Raw genomic sequence first — 23948 nt, forward strand, 5'->3', positions numbered from 1 at the left:
GCAAAGCGCGTGATTTCCGATTATCGCGCGCGATCCGCTGTCGAAGCCTTAGCCGCTGCGGCCTCACTGCTTCAAGCATCTGGAATCATTATGATTCAAATCCAGGGATGATGCTGGCCCGCATCTTGCTGTCCTTCTCGCCAGAACGCGATCACACGATCGCCAACGCGATATCAGGGGGAGGACTCATGGGCGCGGCAACGGAAACTTTTTACAGCGTCATCCGGCGTCAGGGCATCACGCGGCGCAGCTTTCACAAATTCTGCAGCCTGACGGCGACGAGCCTCGGGCTCGGGCCGGTCGCGGCGAGCCGCATCGCCAATGCGCTGGAGACCAAGCCGCGCACGCCGGTCATCTGGATGCACGGGCTCGAATGCACCTGCTGCTCGGAGAGCTTCATCCGCTCGGCGCATCCGCTGGTGAAGGATGCCGTGCTGTCGATGATCTCGCTCGACTATGACGACACCATCATGGCGGCGGCCGGCCACCAGGCCGAGGCCATCCTCGAAGAGACGCGCGCGAAGTACAAGGGACAGTACATTCTCGCGGTCGAGGGCAATCCGCCGCTGAACGAAGGTGGCATGTTCTGCATCGACGGCGGCAAGCCGTTCGTCGAGAAGCTGAAGATGATGGCCGAGGACGCGATGGCGATCATCGCCTGGGGCGCTTGCGCCTCCTGGGGCTGCGTGCAGGCGGCGAAGCCGAATCCGACGCAGGCGACGCCGATCGACAAGGTCATCACCAACAAGCCGATCATCAAGGTGCCGGGCTGCCCGCCGATCGCCGAGGTCATGACCGGCGTCGTCACCTTCATCACCACCTTCGGCAAGCTGCCAGAGCTCGACCGCCAGGGCCGGCCGAAGATGTTCTACTCACAGCGCATCCACGACAAGTGCTATCGCCGGCCGCATTTCGACGCCGGCCAGTTCGTCGAGGAGTGGGACGACGAGGCGGCGCGCAAGGGCTACTGCCTCTACAAGATGGGCTGCAAGGGCCCCACCACCTACAACGCCTGCTCGACGGTGCGATGGAATGGCGGCGTATCGTTCCCGATCCAGTCGGGTCATGGCTGCATCGGCTGCTCGGAGGACGGCTTCTGGGACAAGGGCTCGTTCTACGACCGCCTCACCAACATCAAGCAGTTCGGCATCGAGCACAACGCCGACCAGGTCGGCATGGTGGCCGCGGGCACGGTAGGTGCGGCGGTCGCAGCGCATGCGGCGGTCACGGCGGTCAAGCGTCTCGCGACCAAACGCGACGACGCCAAGGAAAACGCCAAGCAAGATCATTGATCGAATTCAGGACAGGCAACGATGGGCATCCAGACTCCCAACGGCTTCAATCTCGACAATTCCGGCAAGCGCATCGTCGTCGATCCGGTCACCCGCATCGAGGGACACATGCGGGTCGAGGTCAACGTCGATTCCGACAACGTGATCCGCAATGCGGTCTCCACCGGCACGATGTGGCGCGGTATCGAGGTGATCCTCAAGAACCGCGATCCGCGCGACGCCTGGGCCTTCACCGAGCGGATCTGCGGCGTCTGCACCGGAACGCACGCGCTCACATCGGTGCGCGCGGTCGAGAACGCGCTCGGCATCACCATTCCGGAGAATGCCAACTCCATTCGTAACCTCATGCAGCTTGCGCTGCAGGTGCACGACCACGTCGTGCACTTCTATCATCTGCACGCATTGGACTGGGTCGACGTGGTCTCGGCGCTCTCGGCCGATCCAAAGGCGACGTCAACCTTGGCGCAGTCGATCTCGAGCTGGCCGCTGTCGTCGCCCGGCTATTTCAGGGACCTGCAGACCCGTCTCAAGAAGTTCGTCGAGTCCGGCCAGCTCGGTCCGTTCAAGAACGGATATTGGGGCAGCAAGGCCTACAAGCTGCCGCCTGAGGCCAATCTGATGGCCGTGGCACACTATCTGGAGGCACTCGATTTCCAGAAGGAGATCGTCAAGATCCACACCATCTTCGGCGGCAAGAATCCACATCCGAACTGGCTGGTGGGCGGCGTGCCGTGTCCGATCAACATCGACGGCACCGGCGCGGTCGGCGCCATCAACATCGAGCGGCTGAATCTCGTCTCGTCGATCATCGATCGCCTGATCGAGTTCAACGAGCTGGTCTATCTTCCCGACGTGGCCGCGATCGGCTCGTTCTACAAGGACTGGCTCTACGGCGGCGGCCTGTCCGGCAAGAGCGTGCTCGCCTATGGCGACGTGCCCGAGCATGCCAACGACTACTCGGCCAAGAGCCTGAAGCTGCCGCGCGGTGCGATCATCAACGGCAATCTGTCGGAGGTGTTTCCGGTCGATCATGCCAATCCGGACGAGATCCAGGAGTTCGTGGTTCACTCCTGGTACAAATATCCCGACGAGACCAAGGGGCTGCATCCCTGGGACGGCATCACCGAGCCGAACTACGTGCTTGGCCCCAACGCGAAGGGCACCAAGACCGACATCAAGGAGCTCGACGAGGGCGGCAAATATTCCTGGATCAAGGCGCCGCGTTGGCGCGGCCACGCCATGGAGGTCGGGCCGCTCGCACGCTGGGTCGTCGGCTATGCGCAGAACAAGGCGGAGTTCAAGGACCCGGTCGACAAGTTCCTGAAGGATCTCGACCTGCCTCTGACCGCGCTGTTCTCAACGCTCGGCCGCACCGCGGCGCGTGCGCTGGAATCGGTCTGGGCCGGACGGCAGATGCGCTACTTCCAGGACAAGCTGATCGCCAACATCAAGGCCGGCGACAGCTCGACGGCGAATGTCGACAAATGGAAGCCGGAGAGCTGGCCGAAGGAGGCCAAGGGCGTCGGCTTCACCGAGGCGCCGCGCGGCGCGCTCGCGCACTGGATCAAGATCAAGGATACCAAGATCGACAATTACCAGTGCGTTGTGCCGACGACCTGGAACGGCTCGCCGAGGGATCCCAAGGGCAACATCGGCGCCTTCGAGGCGTCGCTGATGAACACCCCGATGGCCAATCCCGAGCAGCCGCTGGAGATCCTGCGCACGATCCATTCCTTCGATCCGTGCCTGGCCTGCTCGACGCACGTCATGAGTCCGGATGGCCAGGAGCTGGCCGAGGTCAAGGTCAGGTAGTACGGGGAGCAGGGTCATGATGGATGCAGTTGCACGCCCGCCCGAGTCGGGGACGGACATCGCCGCGATCGCAGCCGACGCCGCCGGCGAGCATGCGGTCGGCCGGCCCACGGTCTATGTCTACGAAGCGCCCGTGCGCATCTGCCACTGGGTCAACGCGTTCGCGATCATCGTTCTGATGATCACCGGCTATCTGATCGGATCACCGCTGCCGACGGTGTCGGGGGAGGCGTCGGCGAATTTCGTGATGGGCTACATCCGCTTTGCCCATTTCGCGGCCGGACAGGTGCTGGCGGTGTTCTTCCTCGCCCGCATCTTCTGGGCTTTCGTCGGCAACCACCACTCCCGGCAGATCTTCTACATTCCGGTGCATCGCAAGCAATTCTGGAAGGAGGTGCTGCACGAGATCCGCTGGTACGCGTTCCTGGAGCGTGAGCCGAAGATGTATGTCGGCCACAATCCGCTGGCGCAGACGGCGATGTTCACCGGCTTCACGCTGTTCGTGACCTTCATGATCGTCACCGGCTTTGCGCTCTATTCGGAAGGCACCGGGATCGACAGCTGGCAGCACAAGCTGTTCGGCTGGGTATTCGCCATCTGGCCGAACAGCCAGGACGTCCATACCTGGCATCATCTCGGGATGTGGGCGCTGGTCACCTTCGTGATGGTGCACGTCTATGCCGCCATTCGCGAAGACATCATGTCGCGCCAGAGCATCATCTCCTCGATGATCTCGGGCGAGCGGCAGTTCCGCGACTGACAGAGGGGGGCCGGCATGGTCGATGAGCGCGGGCGCGACCGCATTCTGGTGCTCGGGATCGGCAACATTCTTTGGGCTGACGAAGGCTTCGGTGTGCGGGTGGTGGAGGAATTCCACCGCCGCTTCGCCGTGCCCGACAACGTCACGATCCTCGATGGCGGCACGCAGGGACTCTACCTCGTCAACTATGTCGAGGAAGCCGACAGCCTGATCGTGTTCGACGCCATCGACTACGGCCTCGTGCCGGGCGAGCTCAAGCTGGTCCGGGACGACGAGGTGCCGCGCTTCACCGGCGCCAAGAAGATGAGCCTGCACCAGACGGGCTTCCAGGAAGTGCTGAGCGCGGCCGACCTGCTCGGCCGTTATCCGCAACGGCTTGCGCTGATCGGCTGCCAGCCGCTCGACCTCGAGGATTGGGGCGGGCCGCTGACCGCGCCTGTCCTCGCGCAGATCGGGCCGTCGATCGAGCTGGCCTGCGCCCTGCTGGCGGAATGGGGCGCACTCGCCGTGCCGCGGCGTGAACCGCTCGCCGGCGACGAACGCCTGCTCGCGAACGACATCGACCATCACAGCTACGAGCTGCGGGCGCGCCCGGCCGAGTGACCGCGCCGCGAGGAAATCCGCCATGTGTCTTGGCCTGCCGATGACAATCCTCGAGACCGATGGCGTCTCGGCACTGTGCAGCTTCGACGGCGAGGAGCGCCGCGTCTCGGTGCTGTTGCTGTCGAACCCGCCGGTGGGGGCCAAGGTGCTCGTCTATATCGACAACGCCGTTCGCCTGCTCGATGACGAAGAAGCGCGGCTGATCGGTGAGGCGCTGCGCGGCCTGCAGGCGGCCGTGAACGGCGAGAATTGCGATGACTTCTTCGCGGATCTGATCGGGCGCGAGCCGGAGCTTCCGGAGCATTTGCGGTAGCGGCGTGATGCCCTCGGGCAGCGCCGGATTGCTGATAACAGAATTTCCATAGATGAAGTAAGTTTGCAGGCTTTGTCTGGAAAGCACCTTTCCGATTTCTTGCGCAATCCTTAGTTGCAATAAAAACCGAATATGTTTCAATGTCTTGGATGCTACCGGCCCCGCGTGGGTGTCTGGCACGTCGATTGCTGATCATGGGGAATATGGCAACGATAACTGGTCAGGGAGAAACACCGATGGAAATGCAGCAGCGTGACCCCGCGCGCGCGCGAGGCGGGTTGCCGGAGGTCGATACCGGCACCGTCGATGCCTTTCTCGCCGAGGCTGATTGCGCCGGGCTTGTCGCCGTGCTGCTGTCGGCCGGGGATCCCGCGCGATTTCCGGAGGCGCTGGACGTGGCCATCGTGCTGCCGGAGCTGATCACGGCGTTTCAGGGCCGGCTGCGTGGCGCGATCATCGCGCGCGACGCGGAGGCCGAGCTCGGGGCGCGATTTGGCGTGCGCGTGCAGCCGAGCCTGATCCTGTGCCGCGGCGCGGAGACGCTTGGCCTGATCGCCAAGATCCAGGACTGGTCTGTCTATGTCGACCGCATCTCGCGGCTGATCGACCGGCCGCAGGGCGCGACGGCGGCGGTCGTCGCCAGCATCGTCCCAGTCCATCAGCCTGCGGGAGTCGAGCGATGAAGCCGGGATTCTGGATCGCGCCTGAAGGAGCCGAGGAGCCGGTCAACATCTTTCCGATCGGCGAAGAGGCGCTCGATACCTCCCACAAGGGGCTGACCGCTTCCGGAGCGCTGGCCAAGCTGGCCTCGCTCGACTCGGAGGCGCTGGCGCGGAGCTGCCCGCGCGCGGTCGAATTGCTGTCGACGATTGCATCCGCCATCGCGGCGCAGACTGCCGGCGCACCGACGCAATTATTCCGTCTCGAAGGCCTCAACGATCTCGAGCGGCGGCTGATCGACGACGTGCTGGGCGAGGGCGAGGTCGCGGGCGTCGTAGCTCTTCCCGACGGGACGCTGGCTCAAATCCAGGAATCGGTGCTCGCCGGCATCTGGCGGGTGCGGCTGGAAGCGGATGAGCGCCACGACTACATCGAGGTCGGCGCCGTGCCGGAGATCGTGTCGCGCGCCGCCGCCGATCTGACCGCGGGTGACATCGTGATCGGCCCTGTGCCCGAGGGCACGATGAACGCGCTGCCGGTGCTCGCCGAGATCCGCGAGCGCGCGCTGTCCTGGCGACCGGGCCAGCGCTCGCAGACCATCAACTTCACGCTGCTGCCGATGAGCCCGGCCGACATGAGTTTCCTGCAGCAGACGCTCGGCAACGGCCCGATCCAGTTGATGTCGCGCGGCTACGGCACCTGCCGCGTGCTCGCGACCGGCATCCGCCATGTCTGGTCGGTGCAGTTCTTCAACGCCATGGATACGATCATTCTCGACACCCTCGAAGTCGGCGGCGTGCCGGTGGTCGCGCTCGCCGCGGCTGAGGATTTCGAGGATTCGGCCGAGCGCCTGACCCAGATCATCGAGGCCTATTTCACATGAGCGGCGGCTTCGAGAATTTCGGTGTCCGCAGCGATCTCGCTGATGACGTGTTGCTGGAGTGCGGCATCTGCTGGACGCGCTACGATCCGGCCGAAGGTGACGGCGTCGCGCAGATTCCGCCGGGGACGCCGTTCGCGGCGCTGCCGGACGACTGGCATTGCCCGAACTGCGATGCGCCGAAAGCCAAGTTCATGGTGGTCGAGCCATGAGCGCTGAGGCGGCCGGGCAGGGCACGTCTGACGTCACGCCGGTCGCGTGGGGCGAGCGTCTCGCCGGCTTCTATCGCGAGATCGGCGCGCGTGCGATGCGCGATCTGCCGATCTATCACGACGCGCTCGACGTCGAGGCGATTGGATTTTCGGTTGTCGAGGGCCGCATCCTCGGCATCGTCGTCACGCCGTGGTTCATGAACCTGGTCACTCCGGCCGCCCAGGGCTCCGCGGGATCCGTCGTCAAGATCGTGCTTCCGGCCGGCTCGTTCGAGTTCACGATCGGTGATATCGCCGGGATCGGGCGGATCGCGAGCTGCTCGCTGTTCTCGCCGATGTTCGAGTTCGCGGACATGGCCGCGGCGCGTGCGGCGGCGGAGGCCGCGCTGGCCGCGCTGATGACGGCGCCGGAGGATGACCTGTCGTCCGAACGCGCTGCGAAGGCGTCGAGCACGATCGATCGCCGGGCGTTCCTGCGTGGGACCCTTTCCGAGGGCCGCGCATGATCCTCACGTTCCGCAACCGCATCGACGTCACGCTGTCGGTCGCTGATCAGCTGATCGTCGGCGTCGACATTCAGCCGCGCACGCGGCCGCCGCTGGAACGGCTGTTCGCCGGCAAGCCGGCCGAGATGCTGCTTGCGGCCCTGCCGCGGCTGTTCTCGCTGTGCGCCGGTGCACACCAGGTCGCGCTGCTCTCGGCGCTGGAGGCGGCCCGCGGCGAGCAGGCTGCGCCGTCGACGCGCCATCGTCGGATCCAGGCCGTGCTGGCGGAACGCTTCGCCGAACTCATGCGCGGTCTGCTGATTGCTTCAATGGCGGACAATCGCAGTGTCGCGCAGCCGGTGCAACGGCTGTTGCAGGCGATCGCCTCGCTGCAGACGCCTTCCGACGCTGATGCCCCGCCGCAATCTCGCGCTGCAACCTTGTCTCAAATCAAGATGGGCATGGTGGCTCTGGGCATAGGCTGGCCAGCGGAGCCGGTTCTGCCGGGAACTCCGCTTGCATCGATGATGGACGCGGCCCGGAAGGCCGCCGATGATGGAGGATGGAGCCACATGCCGGCCGAGCACGACATCCTGTCGGCCGCCGATGATGGCGCCATCGTCACGCGATTGATCGACGTGGGATCTGCCTTTGCTGAGGCTCCCGAACTTGACGGCCGCGTTCCGGAGACCGGAGTCTGGGCCCGCTATGCGGAGCGCCATCAGTTGGCATCAGCCGGCCCCGTCGAACGCCTCTCAGCCAAGATCGCTGAGATTGCCGAGCTGCTCCGCTTGATCGAGGCGGGTGAGGCGGAGGCCGCCGCGGCCGACCCGCATGCCGTCGCAAGCTACGGGCTTGGCCCGCGGCGCGGCGCCGCCGCGGTCGAATGCGCGCGCGGCCGGCTGCATCACGCGATCGAGCTGGATGCGCACGGCACGGTCTCGCGTTTCGAGTATCTGGCGCCGACGGAATGGAACTTTCACCCGCGCGGTCCTGTCGTGAGGAGCCTCACGGGAGTTGCGCTGCGCGGCACCGTCGATCGCCACGCCGTCCATACGATGGTCGGATCGTTCGATCCCTGCGTCGGCTATCACCTGGCGTTCCGGGGGATGGCCGATGCATGAAATGGCGCTGTGCGAAGGCATCGTCGAGATCGTCGAGCAGGAGGCACGCAAGGGCGCCTTCTCCACGGTGAAGACCGTATGGTTGGAGATCGGTGCGCTCAGCCATGTCGCGCCGGAGGCGCTGCGATTCTGTTTCGAGGCGGTGACCGCGAAGACCCTGTTGCAGGGGGCAGCGCTCGAGATCATCGAACAGCCGGGCACGGCATGGTGCCTGGGCTGCTCGCGCAGCGTCGAGATCAGCCAACGCTATCAGCCTTGTCCGGTCTGCGGCAGTCATCAGCTGCAGGTCACGGGCGGTGAGGACATGCGGGTCAAGGAGCTGGAGGTCGAGTAATGTGCACGGTGTGTGGCTGCAGTGACGGCAAGTCCTCCATCGAGACCGGTGATCATGATCACGATCACGGCGAGCATCATCATGCTCATGGACATGATCACAGCCATGATCAGTCCGGACATCATCACCATTACGGCCATCATGATCACGAGCATGGTCACCATCACGATGATCACCATCATGATCACGGTCGCGCGCATGATCATCATCATGATCATGCTGCCGACCACGTCGACTGTTCGGCCAATCCGGCCGGACAGGAGGTTGCCGGTCTCTCCAGCGGGCGCATCATCCAGATCGAACGCGACATTCTCGGCAAGAACAACCGGCTCGCGGCAGAAAACCGCGCGCGCTTCGCCGCGCATGACGTGCTGGCATTCAATTTCGTCTCCAGCCCAGGCGCCGGCAAGACCTCGCTGCTGGTGCGCGCCGTCTCCGATCTCAAGCAGAGCCGGCCCGTCGCGGTGATCGAGGGCGACCAGCAGACCTCCAACGATGCCGAGCGCATCCGCGCCACCGGCGTGCCGGCGATCCAGATCAACACCGGCAAGGGCTGTCATCTCGACGCGGCCATGGTCGGCGAAGCCTTTGGCCGGCTGCCGTCATTGCGCGGCGGGCTGCTGTTCATCGAGAATGTCGGCAACCTCGTCTGTCCGGCCGCCTTCGATCTCGGCGAAGCTTGCAAGATCGTCGTGTTCTCGACCACCGAGGGCGAAGACAAGCCGCTCAAATATCCCGACATGTTCGCGGCATCATCGCTGATGCTGATCAACAAGATCGATCTGGCGCCGGTGCTCGATTTCGATCTTGCGCAGACGATCGAATATGCCCGCCGCGTCAATCCGAAGATCGAGGTGCTGACGATCTCCGCGAAGACAGGCGAGGGCCTTTCTGCGTTCTACGCCTGGATCAGGAAGCAGTCTGAGCGGATGCGGGCGAGCGCAGCGAACGCGGTGCGGGGATGAGCACGCCCGGCCGGACATCGGCGGCGAACCATGCGCGCCTCAGGCTCCGCGTCCGCGGCGCCGTGCAGGGCGTCGGCTTTCGTCCCTATGTCCACGGCCTGGCCACGCGCCATCGGCTCGGCGGCTTCGTCGCCAATGACGCTGATGGCGTGCTGATCGAGGTCGAGGGCGACGAGGTCGCTGACTTCGTCGCGGCGCTGCCGCGGCAGGCGCCGCCGCTGGCCCGCATCGACGACATCGCTGTCGAGCCGATCGTGGCCGATTGCAGCACGGGCTTCCGGATCGCCCAGAGCACGGGCGGGCGCGTCACGACGCGGATCGTGCCCGACGCCGCCACCTGTGACGCGTGCCTGGCCGAGCTGTTCGATCGCAATAGCCGCTTCCATCTCTATCCCTTCGTCAACTGCACCCATTGCGGCCCGCGCTTCACCATCGCCGAGCGCCTGCCTTACGATCGCGCGTCCACTTCGATGAAGCGCTTTCCGATGTGCGAGGCGTGCCGGTCCGACTACGAAGATCCCGCCGGGCGCCGCTTTCATGCCGAAGCGATCTCTTGTCCGCGCTGCGGTCCGCAGCTCAGCCATGGCATCGATGATATCGCAGCCGTGCTCGCGAATGGCAGGATCGTGGCCATCAAGGGTCTCGGTGGCTATCAGCTGCTGTGCGACGCCCGGGATGAGCAGGCCGTCCAGCGGCTGCGCGCGCGCAAGCAGCGCGATGGCAAGCCGTTCGCCGTGATGCTCGCTACGGTCGACGCTGCAACCGAGATTGCCGAGATTGATGCGCCTGCGCGCGCGCTGCTGGAGCAGGTGGCGCGACCGATCGTGCTGCTGCGCTCGCGCCAACGTGTCGCGTCCTCGGTCGCACCGGGCCTTTCGAAGATCGGCGTGTTGCTGCCGCTCGCACCGCTGCATCATCTGATCTTCCATGCGCTGGAGGCGCGCCGGCCGGCCGCTGATGGACCATGGGCGGTGGTCTGCACCAGCGCCAATCCAAGTGGCGAGCCGCTGCTGACCGACAATGACGAGGCGCGCGCGGACCTCGCCGACATTGCGGATCTGATCGTCACCCACGATCGCGGCATCGTCATCCGCGCCGACGATTCCGTGCTTGCTGTCGTGGCCGGCGTTCCCCGCTTCGTCAGGCGCGCGCGCGGCTATGTTCCGGAGCCGATCCGGCTCGCGCGCGCCATGCCGCCGGTGATCGCGGTCGGCGCTCAGCTGAAGGCGACGGTGACGGTGACGCGCGGCGACGAGGCATTCGTGTCGCAGCATCTCGGCGATCTCGACACCGGGGCTGCGATCCGCTTCTTCGAGGAGACGATCGCGCATCTCACCTCCATCCTGGACGTCGAGCCGGTCGCGATCGCGCATGACCTGCACCCGGACATGGCGTCGACGCGGTTCGCGCTGGCACACGGTCTGCCGACGCTGCCGGTGCAGCATCACCATGCGCATGCGGCCTCGGTCATGGCCGAGCACGGCGTGACCAGCCCCGCCCTCGCGCTGGTGCTGGATGGCTATGGCTATGGCAGCGATGGCGGCGCCTGGGGCGGTGAGTTGCTGTCGTGCGACGGAGCGGGCTTCCAGCGCCTCGGCCATCTCGCTCCCTTGAAGATGCCGGGCGGCGACCGGGCCGCACGGGAGCCGTGGCGGATGGCAGCGTCCGTGCTGCACGATTTAGGTCACGGTGACGAGATCGAACAGCGTTTCACAGCCCAGCCGCAAGCGCGCAACATTTCGATGCTGCTGAATCGTGCCGATGCCGCGGTCACCAGCAGTGCCGGCCGGTTGTTCGATGCCGTGGCCGGCCTGCTCGGTGTCAACACGGTGCAGAGCTACGAAGGCGAGGCGGCCATGAAGCTGGAGGCGCTGGTGCGCGAACCGGCGGCGCTGGAGCGCGGCTGGACCATTGCCGATGGCGTGCTGTCGCTGCGGCCGCTGCTCGCGCATCTGATCGCGCGAGATCTCGACGCCGTCGCGGCGGCGGAGCTGCTTCACGGCACCTTGGCCGCGGCCTGCGTCGACTGGACCGTGAGAGCATCGCGCGCGACGGGCATCGGCATGATCGTGCTGAGCGGCGGCTGTTTCCTCAATGCGCATCTGGCCGAACTGATCGTGCGTGGCTGCCGTTCCGCGGGCCTCGATCCGCTGCTGCCGCGGCGGCTGCCGCCCAATGATGGCGGCCTCAGCCTCGGGCAGGCCTGGGTGGCGGGTCTGCATCTCACGCAAAACAATATGGTGTCTGGAGGGACCGTCTGATGTGCCTGGCCATTCCTGCCGAGGTGATCAAGCTCTTGCCTGACGACATGGCGATCGTCTCGATCGACGGCGTCAGCAAGGAGGTCTCGATCGCGCTGATCGAGGAGATCGCCGTCGGCGACTACGTCATTCTTCATGTCGGCCATGCGCTGGCCAGGATCGATCCGGAGGAGGCGCGCGAGACGCTCGACCTGCTCCGGCAGATGGGCGAGGTTGTGGCGGAGGTCAGACCATGAAATATGCCGACGAGTTTCGGGACAAGGAACTGGCGACCGGGCTTGCGCGCGCCATCCGCGCCAAGGCCGATCCGGCGCGCGCCTATCGCTTCATGGAGTTCTGCGGCGGCCACACCCATGCGATCGCGCGCTATGGCCTCGAGGACATGCTGCCGGACAATGTGCGCATGATCCACGGTCCCGGCTGTCCGGTCTGCGTGCTGCCGGCCGGGCGCATCGACATGGCGATCGCGCTCGCCGAACGCCCCGAGGTCATCCTCTGCGTCTATGGCGACCTGATGCGCGTGCCGGGCTCGCGCGGGTCCTCGCTGCTCAAGGCGAAAGCGCGCGGCGCTGACATCCGCATGATATACTCGACGCTGGATGCGATCGCGCTGGCCGAGCAGAATCCTGGTCGCGAGGTGGTGTTCTTCGCCATCGGCTTCGAGACGACGACGCCGCCGACCGCCGTGATGATCCGGGCCGCCGAGAAGAAGCAATTGTCGAACTTCACGGTGTTCTGCAACCACGTGCTGACGCCGCCGGCGATGCGCGCGATCCTCGACAGCGACACGCCGATCGAGATCGACGGCTTCGTCGGACCGGCGCATGTCTCGACCGTGATCGGTACCGAGCCCTACGCGCCGTTCGCGCGCGATGACGGCAAGCCGGTCGTGATCGCGGGCTTCGAGCCGCTCGACATGATGCAGGCGATCCTGATGCTGATCGAGCAGGTCAATGACGGCCGTCACGAGGTCGAGAACCAGTATCGCCGCGCGGTGACCGGCAGCGGCAACCAGCGCGCCATCCGCGAGGTCGCCGAGATCTTCGAGTTGCGCGATCAGTTCGAATGGCGCGGGCTCGGCAGCATTCCGGCGAGCGCATTGAAATTGCGGCCCGCCTTTGCGCATCTCGACGCCGAGCTGCGCTTCGCGATGTCCGAGCTGATCGTCGCCGACAATCCGGCCTGCGAGTGTCCGGCCATTCTGCGCGGCCTGAAGAAGCCGGTGGACTGCAAGTTGTTCGGTACCGCCTGCACGCCGGAGACGCCGATCGGCTCCTGCATGGTGTCGTCGGAAGGCGCCTGCGCGGCGCATTGGACCTATGGCCGCTTCCGCGACCATCAGCGGAGGCTCGCATCATGAGCATTCACCAGCGCCGGCTCGACATCAAGAGCGGTTGCGTCGACCTCTCGCACGGCGCCGGCGGCCGCGCGATGGCGCAACTGATTGCCGGCCTGTTCCACGAGGCGTTCGGCAACGAATGGCTGGCGCGCGGCAACGACCAGTCGGCGTTCGACGTCGCGGCCGGCCGCATGGTGATGACGACCGACGGCTATGTCGTCTCGCCGCTGTTCTTCCCCGGCGGCAATATCGGCTCGCTCGCGGTGCACGGCACGGTCAACGACATCGCCATGGCCGGCGCCAGGCCGCTGTATCTGTCGGCCAGCTTCATCATCGAGGAGGGGTTTCCGTTTTCCGACCTGAAGCGGATCGCCGATGCGATGGGCGAGGCGGCGCGCGAGGCCGGCATCGCGATCATCACCGGCGATACCAAGGTGGTCGAGCGCGGCAAGGCGGATGGCGTGTTCATTTCGACGGCCGGTGTCGGCGTGCTGCCGCAAGGCCTCGATCTCTCTGCCGACAAGGCCAAGCCCGGTGACCGCGTGCTGCTGTCCGGCAGCCTCGGCGACCACGGCGTGGCGATCATGTCGCGGCGGCAGAACCTCACCTTCGACACCGAGATCGTCTCCGACTCGGCCTCGCTGCACGGTCTCGTCGCCGACATGGTCGCAGCCGGCGGCGCCGGCATCCGGCTGATGCGCGATCCCACGCGCGGCGGGGTTGCGGCCACGATGAACGAGATCGCCCAGCAGTCGAATCTGGGCTTCCGTCTGCAGGAGGAAGCGATTCCGGTGAAGCCGGCGGTCGCGGCCGCCTGCGAGCTGCTCGGGCTCGATCCACTCCACGTCGCCAATGAGGGCAAGCTGGTCGCGATCGTCGCGCCTGAGCTGGCCGGCGCCGTTCTCGCCGCCATGAGGGCGCATCCGCTCGGCCGCGATGCGGCTGAGATCGGCGAAGCTGTGGCCGATGATCATCGCTTCGTCCAGATGGCGACGAGCTTCGGCGGCGGCCGCATCGTCGACTGGCTGTCGGGCGAGCAGTTGCCGCGGATCTGCTGAGACGCGCGATGGGCATCCAGGGAACGATACTGGTCGTGGACGACGAGGTCCGGTCACAGGAGGCGCTGCGGCGCGTCCTCAACCAGGATTTCGAGGTCTTGTGTGCGGGCAACACCAACGATGCCGAGAAGCTGCTCGAAGGCGAGATCGTGCATGCGGTGATCTGCGACCAGCGCATGCCGCAGGAATCCGGCGTCAGCTTCCTGAAGCGCGTGCGCGAGATGTGGCCCGACCCTGTCAGGATGATCATCTCGGGCTATTCGGATTCCGAGGACATCATCGCCGGCCTCAACGAGGCCGGCATCTATCAGTACATCACGAAACCCTGGCAGCCGGACCGCCTGATCGAGATCGTCCGCGAGGCCGTGCAGCTCTACCGGCTGCAGAAGGAGACGGAGACCGCCGGCGTCGACGTGAAGGCCACGCCGGCCCATATCAAGAAGGTCGTGTCGGTCAAGCGCGGCGCCGCCAAACAGCTCTATGATTTCGACCGCATCGTGCATTCGGCCGCGAGCCCGATGCGCAACGTGATCGAGCTCGGCCGGCGCGCTGCCGACTACGACATCTCGGTCTTGATCACCGGCGAATCCGGCACCGGCAAGGAGCTGCTCGCACGTGCGATTCATTATGGCTCTGCGCGCGCCACCAAGGCCTTCGTGGTCGAGAATTGCGGCGCGCTGCCGGATGAGCTGCTCGAAAGCGAGCTGTTCGGCTGCAAGAAGGGCGCGTTCACCGGCGCCTATCAGGACCGCATCGGCCTGTTCGAGGTCGCCGACGGCGGCACCATCTTTCTCGACGAGATCGGCGAGACATCCCCCGCCTTTCAGGTCAAGCTGCTGCGCGTGCTGCAGGAGAGCGAGATCCGGCCGCTCGGCGCGCAGCGCGTGCGCCAGGTCGATGTGCGCGTGGTCGCCGCGACCAACCGGGATCTCGAGGCCGAAGTCGAGGCGGGCCGCTTCCGGCGCGACCTGTACTACCGGCTCGCCGCGTTTCCGGTGCACATGCCGTCCTTGCGCGAACGGCCGATGGACATTCCGCTGATCGCCGAGGGCGTGCTATCGGCGGTGAAGACATCGTTCAACCAGCCGCATCTGCGGTTCGCACCGGCGGCGCTTGAGGAATTCTCCCGCTATCACTGGCCCGGCAACGTTCGCGAGTTGCAGAACGAGATCCAGCGCATGGCCGTGCTGGCCGATGCCGACGAACTGCGCTGTCCGCCGTTTGCCGGCCGGCGCGGCGGCCGCCGCGCCGCGCCCGCGATCGCCAATGGCAAGCTCAATGGTTCCGGGAGCCTGAAGGACAAGGTCGAGGATCTCGAAAAGACCATCATCGTTCACTGTCTGGAGAAATATGATGGTAACATCAGTCGCGTCGCCAGCGAGCTCGGCCTGTCCCGGGTGGGGCTCCGGAACAAACTGTCGAGATACGATCTGAAGAAGCATGGCAAAGGCCACTCACTCTCCTGAGTCCGGGGCTGACACGCTGCTCAAGCTGATCGCGAGCAGCAGCACGCTCGAACTCGACAGCGAGCGCGAAGGCGTGTGGATCGAAGTGATCCGCAAGATGGACGAGGTCTATTCCGACCTGCTGCGCTACGAGGTCGATCTCGAGCACAAGAACGCCGAGCTCGAGGAAGCCCAGGCGTTCGTCACCAACGTCATCGAGTCCGTCTCCGACATCCTGGTCGTCTGTGACGCCAGGGGCACGGTACAGCAGGCCAACTCCGCCTTTCTGCAGACATCGGGACGGGCTTTGGCCGACATCGCAGGTCGCAACATCGCCGAGATGATCGATCCCGATCATCGGCCCAAGCTCGCCGCGCTGCTGACGCCGCGCAGCAGCGCCGATGTGGTCGACGGTGAATTGCGCTTTGCCGCGGCCGCCGGCGTCAGCTCCGACCTGTTCGCGATCAACAGCTCGCCGCGGCATGACCATCGCGGCCGCTTCATCGGCGTGGTGCTGACGGGGCGCCCGATCGGCGAGCTGCGCCGCGCCTATGAGGCCCTGCACAAGGCGCATCAGGAGCTGCAGCGGGCGCAGCGGCAATTGGTCGAGCAGGAGAAGATGGCGAGCCTCGGCCGCCTCGTCGCCGGCGTGGCCCACGAGCTGAACAATCCGATCAGCTTCGTCTACGGCAACATCCACACCCTGATGCGCTACCGCACCTCGCTGGTCGGCTATCTCGATGCCATCCACGAGCAGCCGGTCGCGGATGATGTCGCTGCGCTTCGCAAAGATCTCAGGATCGATGCCATCCTGGAGGATTTTGGCCCGCTGATCGATGGCACGCTGGAAGGCGCGGTGCGCATCAGCGAGATCGTCAAGAACCTGCGCCGCCTGTCGTTCTCGAAGCTCGGCGAGGTCGAGCGCGTCAACATCGAGCGACTGATCAATACCGCCGTGCTGTGGGCGGGGCGCACCAAGCAGCATCGTGTCGACATCCAGATCGAGGTCGAGCCGGATCTGTGGATCTCCGGCAACGAAGGCCAGCTGCATCAGGTGATCGTCAACCTCGTGGAGAACGCGATCGACGCGATGCGATCGACCGACCTGCCGCGCCTTCTGGTCGCGGTGATGCGCCAGGGCAGCGAGATCGCCTTTCGCATCACCGACAACGGCCCCGGCATCGACAAGGATCATCTGACCCACATCTTCGAGCCGTTCTTCACGACCAAGCGCGTCGGGGAGGGGACGGGGCTCGGGCTGTGGATCAGCTACGGCATCGTTCGCGAGCACGGCGGCGAACTGCTGGCCAGCAACGAGCCGCAGGGCGGCGCCACGTTCTCTTTCACCTTGCCGGCGGCTTGACGATGCGCGCAGGGGCTGCCGCCGACGCCGACATGGGATGCTGAGCGTCCTCATCTTCCTTGAACGTCCGAGGCGATGCCGGGATTCCTGACGCGGGGTTGCCGGACGTCGCCGGCAAAGGCCAAGTCCGACGTGATCAGGACGCCGTCGCGACCGGCACGGGCTCGCGCTGCTTCGACAGCCGCGCCAGCAGCACCGTGGCGGTCCGCGTGATGTGCTGCCGGGCAAGATCCTCGGCTGTCTGCGCATCGCCTGCGATCACCGCCCGCAGGATGTCCTCGTGCTGGTCCCAGATCCGCCGCGGGGTCTCGTCGCGCATCAGCACCTCGCCCATCAGGCGCCTCAGATGCAGCCAATGCGGCAGGGTGGTGTCCTGGATGACGGAGTTGCCGGAGATCTCGTAGAGGAATTCATGAAACTTGACGTCGGCCTCGATCAGCTTCTCGACCGAATGCTCGCGCTCGGCGCGCCGGCCCTGCTCGATTAGCTTGGGGCCCTCCTCGGCCGCGCGCTCGGCGCCGCGCGTCGCCGCGAGCCGGCAGGCGAGGCCCTCGGCGACGGCGCGTATTTCATAGAGGTTGCGGATGAAGTCCGTGTCGATCGGCGCGACTTCCAGGCCGCGGCCCGGCGCGTCGCGGACGAACCCCTGATTGCGCAGCAGCAGCAGGGCCTGCTGCACCGGCTGGCGCGAGACGCCGAGGTCGCGGGCGAGATCGTCCTGGATGAGGCGGGCGGATTCCGGCAGCTCGCCGCCGACGATGTCGGAGAGAATGCGCTCGTAGACGCGTTCGGTCAGGCTCGGCTGTGTCTTCAGCGGTGGCACACGGCCTCCACGGGATCAGGTGTGATGTCCGGTCGCGCGTGTGAGACTGCCGTCCCGGAGCCCGGCGCTCGCATGGCGGACGAGGTCGGTCTGAATGGGGTCATACCGAGAGTTTCCGCGCGGCGAGCGTCCGCCGCTGCTTGGAGTTGCTGTCCTGCTGGATTTTGAGGTGATGGATGAACACACTGGCCGCGCGCGAAATGTGCTCGCGGCTCAGCCGTTCGGCCTCGGCGCTGCGGCCCTCGATCACGGCTGCAAGAATGTCCTCGTGCTCGTCCCAGACCATCCGGGACATGCTCTGCTCCTTCTGCAGCACGTCGGACATCACCCGCTTCAGGCATGGCCAATGCGGCGCCATCGTCTCGCCGATCAGCGCGTTGCCGGAGAGGTCGCCGAGGAATTGATGGAAGGCGATGTCGGTCTCGATCTTGCGGTTGACGAGCCCGCTCTTCACCGCCTCGTGGCCGGCCGCGATGTAGTCCGGGCCTTCGCGCGCGGCACGCTCGCTCGCGCGCTCGGCGGCCAGCCGCGCCGCGAGGCCTTCGAGAACGGCGCGCATCTCATAGAGATCCCGGACGAAGGCGGGGTCCAGCGGCGCCACGATCAGGCCGCGGCCCGGCGCGCTCTGCACCAGCCCGCAGCCGCGCAACAGGATCAGCGCCTGCTGAACCGGCTGGCGCGACACCCCGTAAGCCTGAGCCAGATCATCTTGGATCAGCCGCGAGCCCGGCGTGAGAACTCCACTGACGATCTCGTCAGTGATCGCCTCGACGACCTGGTCGACCAGAGAGGGAGCGGCGGGCACGATTCGCATGGGCCATCACATTTTGCCGGACATTAGCATGTCAAGTCCGAAAATCGATTTGCGATGCATTCGAATTCAGAGTACGAATTCAGAAAAGGCGCCGCACTAAGGCAAGTTAAAAAGCGGCCAAACAGGGGAGGGACTCCGTTGTCGGAAGATCCGACCAGTCGGGAGTGCGGTCAGGTCTGGTCCGTGCGCCCGGAGGGCAGCGTGCGCGCCGGTGTGATGTCGGCGGTGTCGCGCGCATTGCTGGTGGCGTCGGTTACGTCGTTCGGCGCGATGACGCCTGCGCTCGCCGCGGCCGGAGAAGGGTTGACCTTGTCCGACGCCTGGGTGCCGGCGGCGCCCGAGGTGGGGCGCGACATCCCGCTGCTGATCACGATCAAGAACGACACGACCGCGCCGGAAGCCTTGATGCGCGTGCGCTGTCCGGTCGCCAATTTCTCTGAGCGGCACACCGTCGATCGCGGCGAAGGCGCTCCGGCGATGCGCTCCATTCCCAACATTCCCATCGCTGCAGGCAGCACGCTGGTGCTGCTGCCGACCGCCTATCACGTCATGCTGCTGCAGACGCGGGAGCCGCTCGAGCCAGGCAGGCGCTTCACCTGCACGATCGTGTTCCAGAAAGCAGGATCCATCGAAACGGAGGTCGAGGTTCGCAAGTCCCCTTGAAGCGTGTTTGTCGCCTGCTGCTCTCCGCCTTCGGGCTCGGCGGAGCGGTATTCGCTCCAACTCATAATCAATAATGGGAGAAGGAAACGATGAGGAAAAACGTCAGGTCAACCTTGCGGGCGGTGCTGCTGGCCAGCGCAGCCTTCGCCTGTTTCCAGCTTGCGTCGCCGGCGCAGGCCGCCGACGAGATGACCCCCGAGCGGCTGCTCAACGCCGACAAGGAGGCCGGCAACTGGCTCCACCATCATAAGAACTACTCGGGCACGCGGTTCTCGGCGCTGAAGGAGATCAACAAGGACAACGTCAAGAACCTGAAGGTCGCCTGGACCATGCATCTCGGCGGCGTCGAGGGCGGCGGCATCTGGAGCCACGGCGGTCTCGAAGGCACGCCGATCGTCGAGAACGGCATGATCTATGTCACCGACGGCTGGGGCTCGGTGTACAAGATCGATGCGCGCGGTGGCAAAGGCCAGATGGTCTGGAAGATGGATCCGAAGACGGATCACGACTGGGCCGGCGCGATCGCCTGTTGCGGCGTCGACAATCGCGGTGTCGCGCTGTGGGGCAACCTCGTCGTGTCGCACACGCTCGACGGCCGCCTGATCGCGACCAACAAGGAAACCGGGCAGGTTGCCTGGCAGCGTCAGGTCGCCGATCCCGACAAGGGCGAGGTGATCACCGGCGCGCCGCTGATCGTGAAGAACATGGCGATCTCGGGCGTCGCCGGCGCCGAATACGGCATCCGCGGATGGATCGCGGCGACCGACCTCACCACGCAGAAGGAGGTCTGGCGCACCCACACCATTCCGGCCAAGGGCGAGCCCGGCAGCGAGACCTGGAAGGACAGCAACGACGCGGCGGCGGCCGGCGGCGGTTCGACCTGGGTCACGGGCACCTATGATCCGGCGACCGACACCATCATCTGGGGCGTCGGCAATCCCGGCCCGGACTGGGACAACGCCTATCGTCCCGGCGACAACCTCTACACCGACAGCTCGCTGGCGCTCGACGCGAACACCGGCAAGATCAAGTGGCACTATCAGCACACGCCGAACGATCCCTTCGACTATGACAGCGTCGCCGAGAACGTCCTGGTCGATGTGCCCGCGCCGAACGGCTCCACCCTGAAGCTCGCGCTCGAGGCCGACCGCAACGGCTTTGCCTATGCGATCGACCGCACCAGCGGCAAGTTCATTTGGGGTCTGCCCTTCGTCAAGAAGGTCACCTGGACCAAGGGGCTCGATGCCGAGACCGGCAAGCCGATCGAGTATGATCCGAAGAACCCGGTGCAGCGCTACAATGCGTCGGTGTCGCCGCATCGTGAGAACAAGGTCGCGGACATCTGCCCGGGCAACATGGGCGGCAAGAACTGGCCGCCGACCTCGTACAATCCGGACCTGAAGCTCTGGTACATCCCTGTCATCGAGAGCTGCAACCGGATCACCGTGGAAGAAGCGACCAAGGACAAGCTGAAGCCGCGTGAGTTCTGGACCGGCGGCGGACCGAGCCAGCCATTCAAGATCACGGGCAGCGTGACCGCGATCGACGTCACCACCGGCAAGATCGCCGGCAAGATGGAGACGCCGTTCCCGAATCTCGGCGGCATGCTGTCGACGCCTGATCTCGTCTTCACCGGCCAGCCCTCGGGCGAGGTGATGGCGCTCGATGCCAAGACCCTGCAGAAGCTGTGGGAGTTCAACACCGGCGGCGGCGTCAATGCGCCTCCCGTGACGTTCTCGGTCGACGGCAAGCAATACGTCGCGATCCTGGTCGGTCTCGGCGGCGCCTGGGACAAGTGGTTCATCGAATCCACGCCCGAGCTGAAGAAGATCCAGCCCGGCTCGATGCTCTACGTCTTCTCGCTGTGAAGTCGACAGCGGAGCGGAGGCATGTCCTCCGCTCCGCCCCTATCCCCTGTTCGACAAGAAGATCAGATGAAATTCAGTGCGATCACGTTCGCTGTGGCGTCGGCTGTCGTCCTCGGCTCCGCTTCGCTCGCGTCGGCGCAGTCCGCGGCGCCGACGGATCCGACCGAGGCCGGCAAGGCCGTGTTCAAGCGCGCGAACTGCGTCGGCTGCCACAAATGGCACGGCAATGGCGGTGGCGGCTATGGCGGCGACGCGCTGTCGCTGCGCAAGACGCAGCTCACCCGTGACCAGATCATCGAGACCGTGACCTGCGGCCGGCCCGGGACGGGCATGCCGTACTTTGCGCGCGACTCCTATGACACGGCGAAGTGCTACGACATGAGCCGCCAGGATGTCGGCGAGCGCATGCCGCCCGAGGGCGGCGTGTTCCTGCGGCCCAACGATATCCAGGCGGTCGCGGATTACGTGCTCGCGCACATCAAGGGCCGCGGCGAGCCGAACTACGACGAGTGTACCGCGTTCTTCGGGAACACGTCGCGGGTCTGCGACATCTACAAGACGAATGCCGCCAAGCCTGCAAGCGAGCCATCGAAATGAAGCGGTCAACCTGCGCTGCGATCTTCGCCACGTTCGTGCTGTCGTTCGTGATGCATGCGGCCTCGGCGCAGGCCGTACCGAACTACGATTTGCGCGACATCACCGTCGGCATGCCCGTCGGCGACCTGCCCAATGAGGGCTATGTCAATCTGACTTGCGCCAAGGATCCGAATCGCAAGCTCAATGCGTGGTCGGCGTGGCGCGACTGTCCAGCGGACGAGCAGGCGCGGCACGCGGTGCGCTTCGATTTCGATCCGGAGACCAGCCAGGACGGCACCAAGGTGGCCGGTCATCCCGTGCTGCTGACGGTCCTGGTCGACGACAAGGGCACCGTCACCGGCCTGACGATCGAGACCGATCCGAAGGCGCGGCTCTATATTCGCAAGAAGGCCTTCCTGCTCGGCAACCAGGTGAAGTCGCGCTATGGCGCCGAGGGCTGGGAGTGCAAGGAGCAGCAGCCGACAGCAGGCGAGCAGCCGGTCGGGGGCGTGTTCCTGCGCGAGGTCTGCAAGAAGACGGTGCCCGGCCGGACGCTGACGGTCGAGCGCGAGCTGTTCCGCAAGCCGGACCAGGACATCAAGAGCTTCGTCGATCAGACGCTGGTGCGGATCACGAAGGATATCAACTAGTCCGTCGCCGATCTTCATCGCGCTCCGCTGGAGGCGCGCGCCAGTCGGCGTCGTGAACCCGGCTGCCGGGAGGAAACGACGATGAGGGATCTCTTGAATTTCGGGCAGATGCTGTCGGCCCATGCGCGCATGTCGCCGGAGCGCACCGGTGCCCGCGATCTCGAACGTGCGATGAGCTTTGCGCTGTGGAACGAGCGCGCGTGCCGGCTCGCCAACGCGCTGCTCGGGCTCGGCCTTGCCAAGGGCGATCGCGTTGCGATCCTTGCCTACAATTGTGTCGAATGGTGCGAGATCTATGCGGCCACGGCCAAAGCCGGACTGGTGGCGCTGCCGATCAATTTCCGCCTCACCGCGCCCGAGATGCAGTTCATCGTGCAGAATGCCGAAGCGGCCGCCGTCATCGTGCAGGACGAACTCGTGGGCCTGGTCGAGGAGGCGCGCAAGGATCTCGGCATCGCCGACGACCGCTTCATCCACTTTGGCACCAAGCCGCGTCCGGCAGGCTATCGCGGCTACGAGGACATCATCGCCGCGGCTGCGGACCGCGAGCCGGATCAGCAGGTCGCGCTGTCCGATCCCTGGACCCTGATGTACACCTCGGGCACCACCGGCAAGCCGAAGGGCGTGCTGCGCAGCCATCGCAGCGCCGTCCTCCTGTCGATGGTCACCGAGATCGAGCTGAAGCTGAGCCGCAACGACGGCGCGCTGCTGGTGATGCCGATGTGCCATGCCAATTCGCTGAACTTCTTCGGCGCGTTCGGCTATATCGGCGGCGTCAATTCGATCTATTCGCGCAAGAGCTTCGATCCCGAGCACGCGGTGACGACGCTCGCCGATGGCGGCTCCACCTTCACCTCGCTGGTCCCCACGCACTACATCATGATGCTCGATCTGCCGCGAGGGGTGCGCGCGGAGCACGATTTCAGCGCGGTCACCAAGCTGATGATCTCCTCGGCGCCGGCGCGCCCCGAGACCAAGCGCGAAGTGATGGAGATGTTTCCGAAGTCCGGCCTCTACGAGCTCTACGGCGCGACCGAGACCGGCTGGGTCACCATGCTGCATCCGCACGAGCAGTTCACCAAGCTGGGTTCGGTCGGGCGCGAATGCGTCGGCGCCGCGCCGATCCGCATCCTCGACGAGGCAGGCCGCGAGGTGCCGGACGGCGAGGCGGGTGAGCTCTATTCGAGCAACGCGCACACGTTCGACTGCTACTGGCGCCTGCCGGAGAAGACCGCGGAGGCGTTCCGCGGCGACTATTGCTCAGTCGGCGACATGGCCCGCCGCGATGCCGACGGCTATATCCATCTCGCCGACCGCAAGAGCAACATGATCATCTCCGGCGGCGAGAACATCTATCCCTCCGAGGTCGAAGCGCAGGTCGGAGCCCATCCGGCCGTCAAGGACATCGCCGTGATCGGCCTGCCCGACGACAAATGGGGCGAGCGGGTCCATGCCGTGATCGTGCCGCGCGACGGCATGACAGTGAACGAGCGCGAGCTGGTCGATTGGGCCAAGGAACGTCTGGCCGGTTTCAAGCGGCCGCGGTCCTATGCCTTCATCACCGACGCCGAGATGCCGCGCAACGCCACCGGCAAGATCCTGCATCGCGAGCTGAAGAAGAGATTTTCGTGAGTTGGTCGCTGCAATG

The 23948-nt window shown here is 65.5% G+C and carries 25 protein-coding genes; 23 read left to right on the forward strand and 2 right to left on the reverse strand.

Annotated features, from left to right (window positions below; translation table 11 throughout):
- Positions 1-188: 188 nt before the first annotated feature.
- The 18 genes from ACQR1F_RS01430 (at position 189) to ACQR1F_RS01515 (ending at position 16906) form a co-directional block, all read left to right on the forward strand.
- Positions 189-1292 carry a hydrogenase small subunit gene (locus ACQR1F_RS01430; protein WP_315802060.1) on the forward strand — a complete coding sequence of 368 codons (1104 nt, stop codon included), beginning with the start codon at positions 189-191 and terminating at the stop codon, positions 1290-1292.
- A gap of 21 nt (positions 1293-1313) precedes the next feature.
- A complete protein-coding gene (locus tag ACQR1F_RS01435; RefSeq protein ID WP_434912426.1) occupies positions 1314-3104 on the forward strand; it encodes a nickel-dependent hydrogenase large subunit in 1791 nt (596 codons plus the stop codon).
- A gap of 16 nt (positions 3105-3120) precedes the next feature.
- Complete coding sequence (gene cybH / locus ACQR1F_RS01440) at positions 3121-3864, forward strand: Ni/Fe-hydrogenase, b-type cytochrome subunit (protein WP_315802062.1); 744 nt, start codon at positions 3121-3123, stop codon at positions 3862-3864.
- Positions 3865-3879: 15 nt separating this feature from the next.
- The gene (locus ACQR1F_RS01445; RefSeq protein ID WP_434912427.1) at positions 3880-4467 is read left to right on the forward strand and encodes a HyaD/HybD family hydrogenase maturation endopeptidase; all 588 of its coding nucleotides are present in this window, start codon (positions 3880-3882) and stop codon (positions 4465-4467) included.
- 22 nt (positions 4468-4489) lie between these two features.
- Positions 4490-4780, forward strand: coding sequence for a HypC/HybG/HupF family hydrogenase formation chaperone (locus tag ACQR1F_RS01450; protein WP_315736711.1), 291 nt, complete (start codon positions 4490-4492; stop codon positions 4778-4780).
- A gap of 236 nt (positions 4781-5016) precedes the next feature.
- Positions 5017-5463 carry a hydrogenase accessory protein gene (locus ACQR1F_RS01455; protein ID WP_316181767.1) on the forward strand — a complete coding sequence of 149 codons (447 nt, stop codon included), beginning with the start codon at positions 5017-5019 and terminating at the stop codon, positions 5461-5463.
- On the forward strand, positions 5460-6323 hold the full coding sequence (locus ACQR1F_RS01460; RefSeq protein ID WP_315802065.1) for a hydrogenase expression/formation protein: 864 nt from the start codon (positions 5460-5462) through the stop codon (positions 6321-6323). Before ACQR1F_RS01455 ends, ACQR1F_RS01460 begins: the two co-directional genes overlap by 4 nt.
- Positions 6320-6532: a rubredoxin gene (locus ACQR1F_RS01465; protein WP_315736715.1), complete on the forward strand. Its 213-nt coding sequence runs from the start codon at positions 6320-6322 to the stop codon at positions 6530-6532. Before ACQR1F_RS01460 ends, ACQR1F_RS01465 begins: the two co-directional genes overlap by 4 nt.
- Entirely contained in the window at positions 6529-7038 is a 510-nt protein-coding gene (gene hybE / locus ACQR1F_RS01470; RefSeq protein WP_434894442.1) for a [NiFe]-hydrogenase assembly chaperone HybE, read from the forward strand. The genes ACQR1F_RS01465 and hybE overlap by 4 nt, the downstream gene beginning before the upstream one ends.
- Positions 7035-8141, forward strand: a complete 1107-nt coding sequence (locus ACQR1F_RS01475; RefSeq protein ID WP_434912428.1) for a nickel-dependent hydrogenase large subunit — start codon at positions 7035-7037, stop codon at positions 8139-8141. The genes hybE and ACQR1F_RS01475 overlap by 4 nt, the downstream gene beginning before the upstream one ends.
- Complete coding sequence (gene hypA / locus ACQR1F_RS01480; protein WP_315802068.1) at positions 8134-8475, forward strand: hydrogenase maturation nickel metallochaperone HypA; 342 nt, start codon at positions 8134-8136, stop codon at positions 8473-8475. Before ACQR1F_RS01475 ends, hypA begins: the two co-directional genes overlap by 8 nt.
- Positions 8475-9440 carry a hydrogenase nickel incorporation protein HypB gene (hypB, locus tag ACQR1F_RS01485; protein ID WP_316181649.1) on the forward strand — a complete coding sequence of 322 codons (966 nt, stop codon included), beginning with the start codon at positions 8475-8477 and terminating at the stop codon, positions 9438-9440. Before hypA ends, hypB begins: the two co-directional genes overlap by 1 nt.
- Positions 9437-11701, forward strand: coding sequence for a carbamoyltransferase HypF (hypF, locus tag ACQR1F_RS01490; protein ID WP_434912429.1), 2265 nt, complete (start codon positions 9437-9439; stop codon positions 11699-11701). The genes hypB and hypF overlap by 4 nt, the downstream gene beginning before the upstream one ends.
- On the forward strand, positions 11701-11937 hold the full coding sequence (locus tag ACQR1F_RS01495) for a HypC/HybG/HupF family hydrogenase formation chaperone (protein WP_315802071.1): 237 nt from the start codon (positions 11701-11703) through the stop codon (positions 11935-11937). Before hypF ends, ACQR1F_RS01495 begins: the two co-directional genes overlap by 1 nt.
- Positions 11934-13061, forward strand: a complete 1128-nt coding sequence (hypD, locus tag ACQR1F_RS01500; RefSeq protein WP_434912430.1) for a hydrogenase formation protein HypD — start codon at positions 11934-11936, stop codon at positions 13059-13061. Before ACQR1F_RS01495 ends, hypD begins: the two co-directional genes overlap by 4 nt.
- A complete protein-coding gene (gene hypE / locus ACQR1F_RS01505) occupies positions 13058-14098 on the forward strand; it encodes a hydrogenase expression/formation protein HypE (RefSeq protein WP_434912431.1) in 1041 nt (346 codons plus the stop codon). The genes hypD and hypE overlap by 4 nt, the downstream gene beginning before the upstream one ends.
- A gap of 8 nt (positions 14099-14106) precedes the next feature.
- Positions 14107-15564, forward strand: coding sequence for a sigma-54-dependent transcriptional regulator (locus tag ACQR1F_RS01510; protein WP_434912432.1), 1458 nt, complete (start codon positions 14107-14109; stop codon positions 15562-15564).
- On the forward strand, positions 15539-16906 hold the full coding sequence (locus tag ACQR1F_RS01515) for a sensor histidine kinase (protein WP_316181655.1): 1368 nt from the start codon (positions 15539-15541) through the stop codon (positions 16904-16906). The genes ACQR1F_RS01510 and ACQR1F_RS01515 overlap by 26 nt, the downstream gene beginning before the upstream one ends.
- A 136-nt stretch (positions 16907-17042) precedes the next feature.
- Here ACQR1F_RS01515 and ACQR1F_RS01520 read toward each other — a convergent pair whose 3' ends face one another.
- Positions 17043-17729, reverse strand: coding sequence for a GntR family transcriptional regulator (locus ACQR1F_RS01520; protein ID WP_434845750.1), 687 nt, complete (start codon positions 17727-17729; stop codon positions 17043-17045).
- Positions 17730-17829: 100 nt separating this feature from the next.
- Positions 17830-18543 (reverse strand): GntR family transcriptional regulator, encoded by a 714-nt coding sequence (locus ACQR1F_RS01525; RefSeq protein WP_434886286.1) that lies wholly within the window; start codon positions 18541-18543, stop codon positions 17830-17832.
- A 54-nt stretch (positions 18544-18597) separates the two neighbouring features.
- Here ACQR1F_RS01525 and ACQR1F_RS01530 point away from each other — a divergent pair, with 54 nt between their 5' ends.
- The 5 genes from ACQR1F_RS01530 (at position 18598) to ACQR1F_RS01550 (ending at position 23932) form a co-directional block, all read left to right on the forward strand.
- Positions 18598-19206 carry a copper chaperone PCu(A)C gene (locus ACQR1F_RS01530; protein WP_316217759.1) on the forward strand — a complete coding sequence of 203 codons (609 nt, stop codon included), beginning with the start codon at positions 18598-18600 and terminating at the stop codon, positions 19204-19206.
- 89 nt (positions 19207-19295) lie between these two features.
- Positions 19296-21074 (forward strand): PQQ-dependent dehydrogenase, methanol/ethanol family, encoded by a 1779-nt coding sequence (locus tag ACQR1F_RS01535; RefSeq protein WP_316217758.1) that lies wholly within the window; start codon positions 19296-19298, stop codon positions 21072-21074.
- A gap of 66 nt (positions 21075-21140) precedes the next feature.
- The gene (locus tag ACQR1F_RS01540) at positions 21141-21671 is read left to right on the forward strand and encodes a c-type cytochrome (RefSeq protein ID WP_434839328.1); all 531 of its coding nucleotides are present in this window, start codon (positions 21141-21143) and stop codon (positions 21669-21671) included.
- Positions 21668-22300 carry a hypothetical protein gene (locus ACQR1F_RS01545; protein ID WP_434839327.1) on the forward strand — a complete coding sequence of 211 codons (633 nt, stop codon included), beginning with the start codon at positions 21668-21670 and terminating at the stop codon, positions 22298-22300. Before ACQR1F_RS01540 ends, ACQR1F_RS01545 begins: the two co-directional genes overlap by 4 nt.
- Before the next feature lie 81 nt (positions 22301-22381).
- Positions 22382-23932: an AMP-binding protein gene (locus ACQR1F_RS01550; RefSeq protein ID WP_434894436.1), complete on the forward strand. Its 1551-nt coding sequence runs from the start codon at positions 22382-22384 to the stop codon at positions 23930-23932.
- Positions 23933-23948 lie beyond the last annotated feature (16 nt).

This window comes from Bradyrhizobium sp. HKCCYLS3013, from assembly GCF_051167615.1.
Classification (GTDB): Bacteria; Pseudomonadota; Alphaproteobacteria; order Rhizobiales; family Xanthobacteraceae; genus Bradyrhizobium.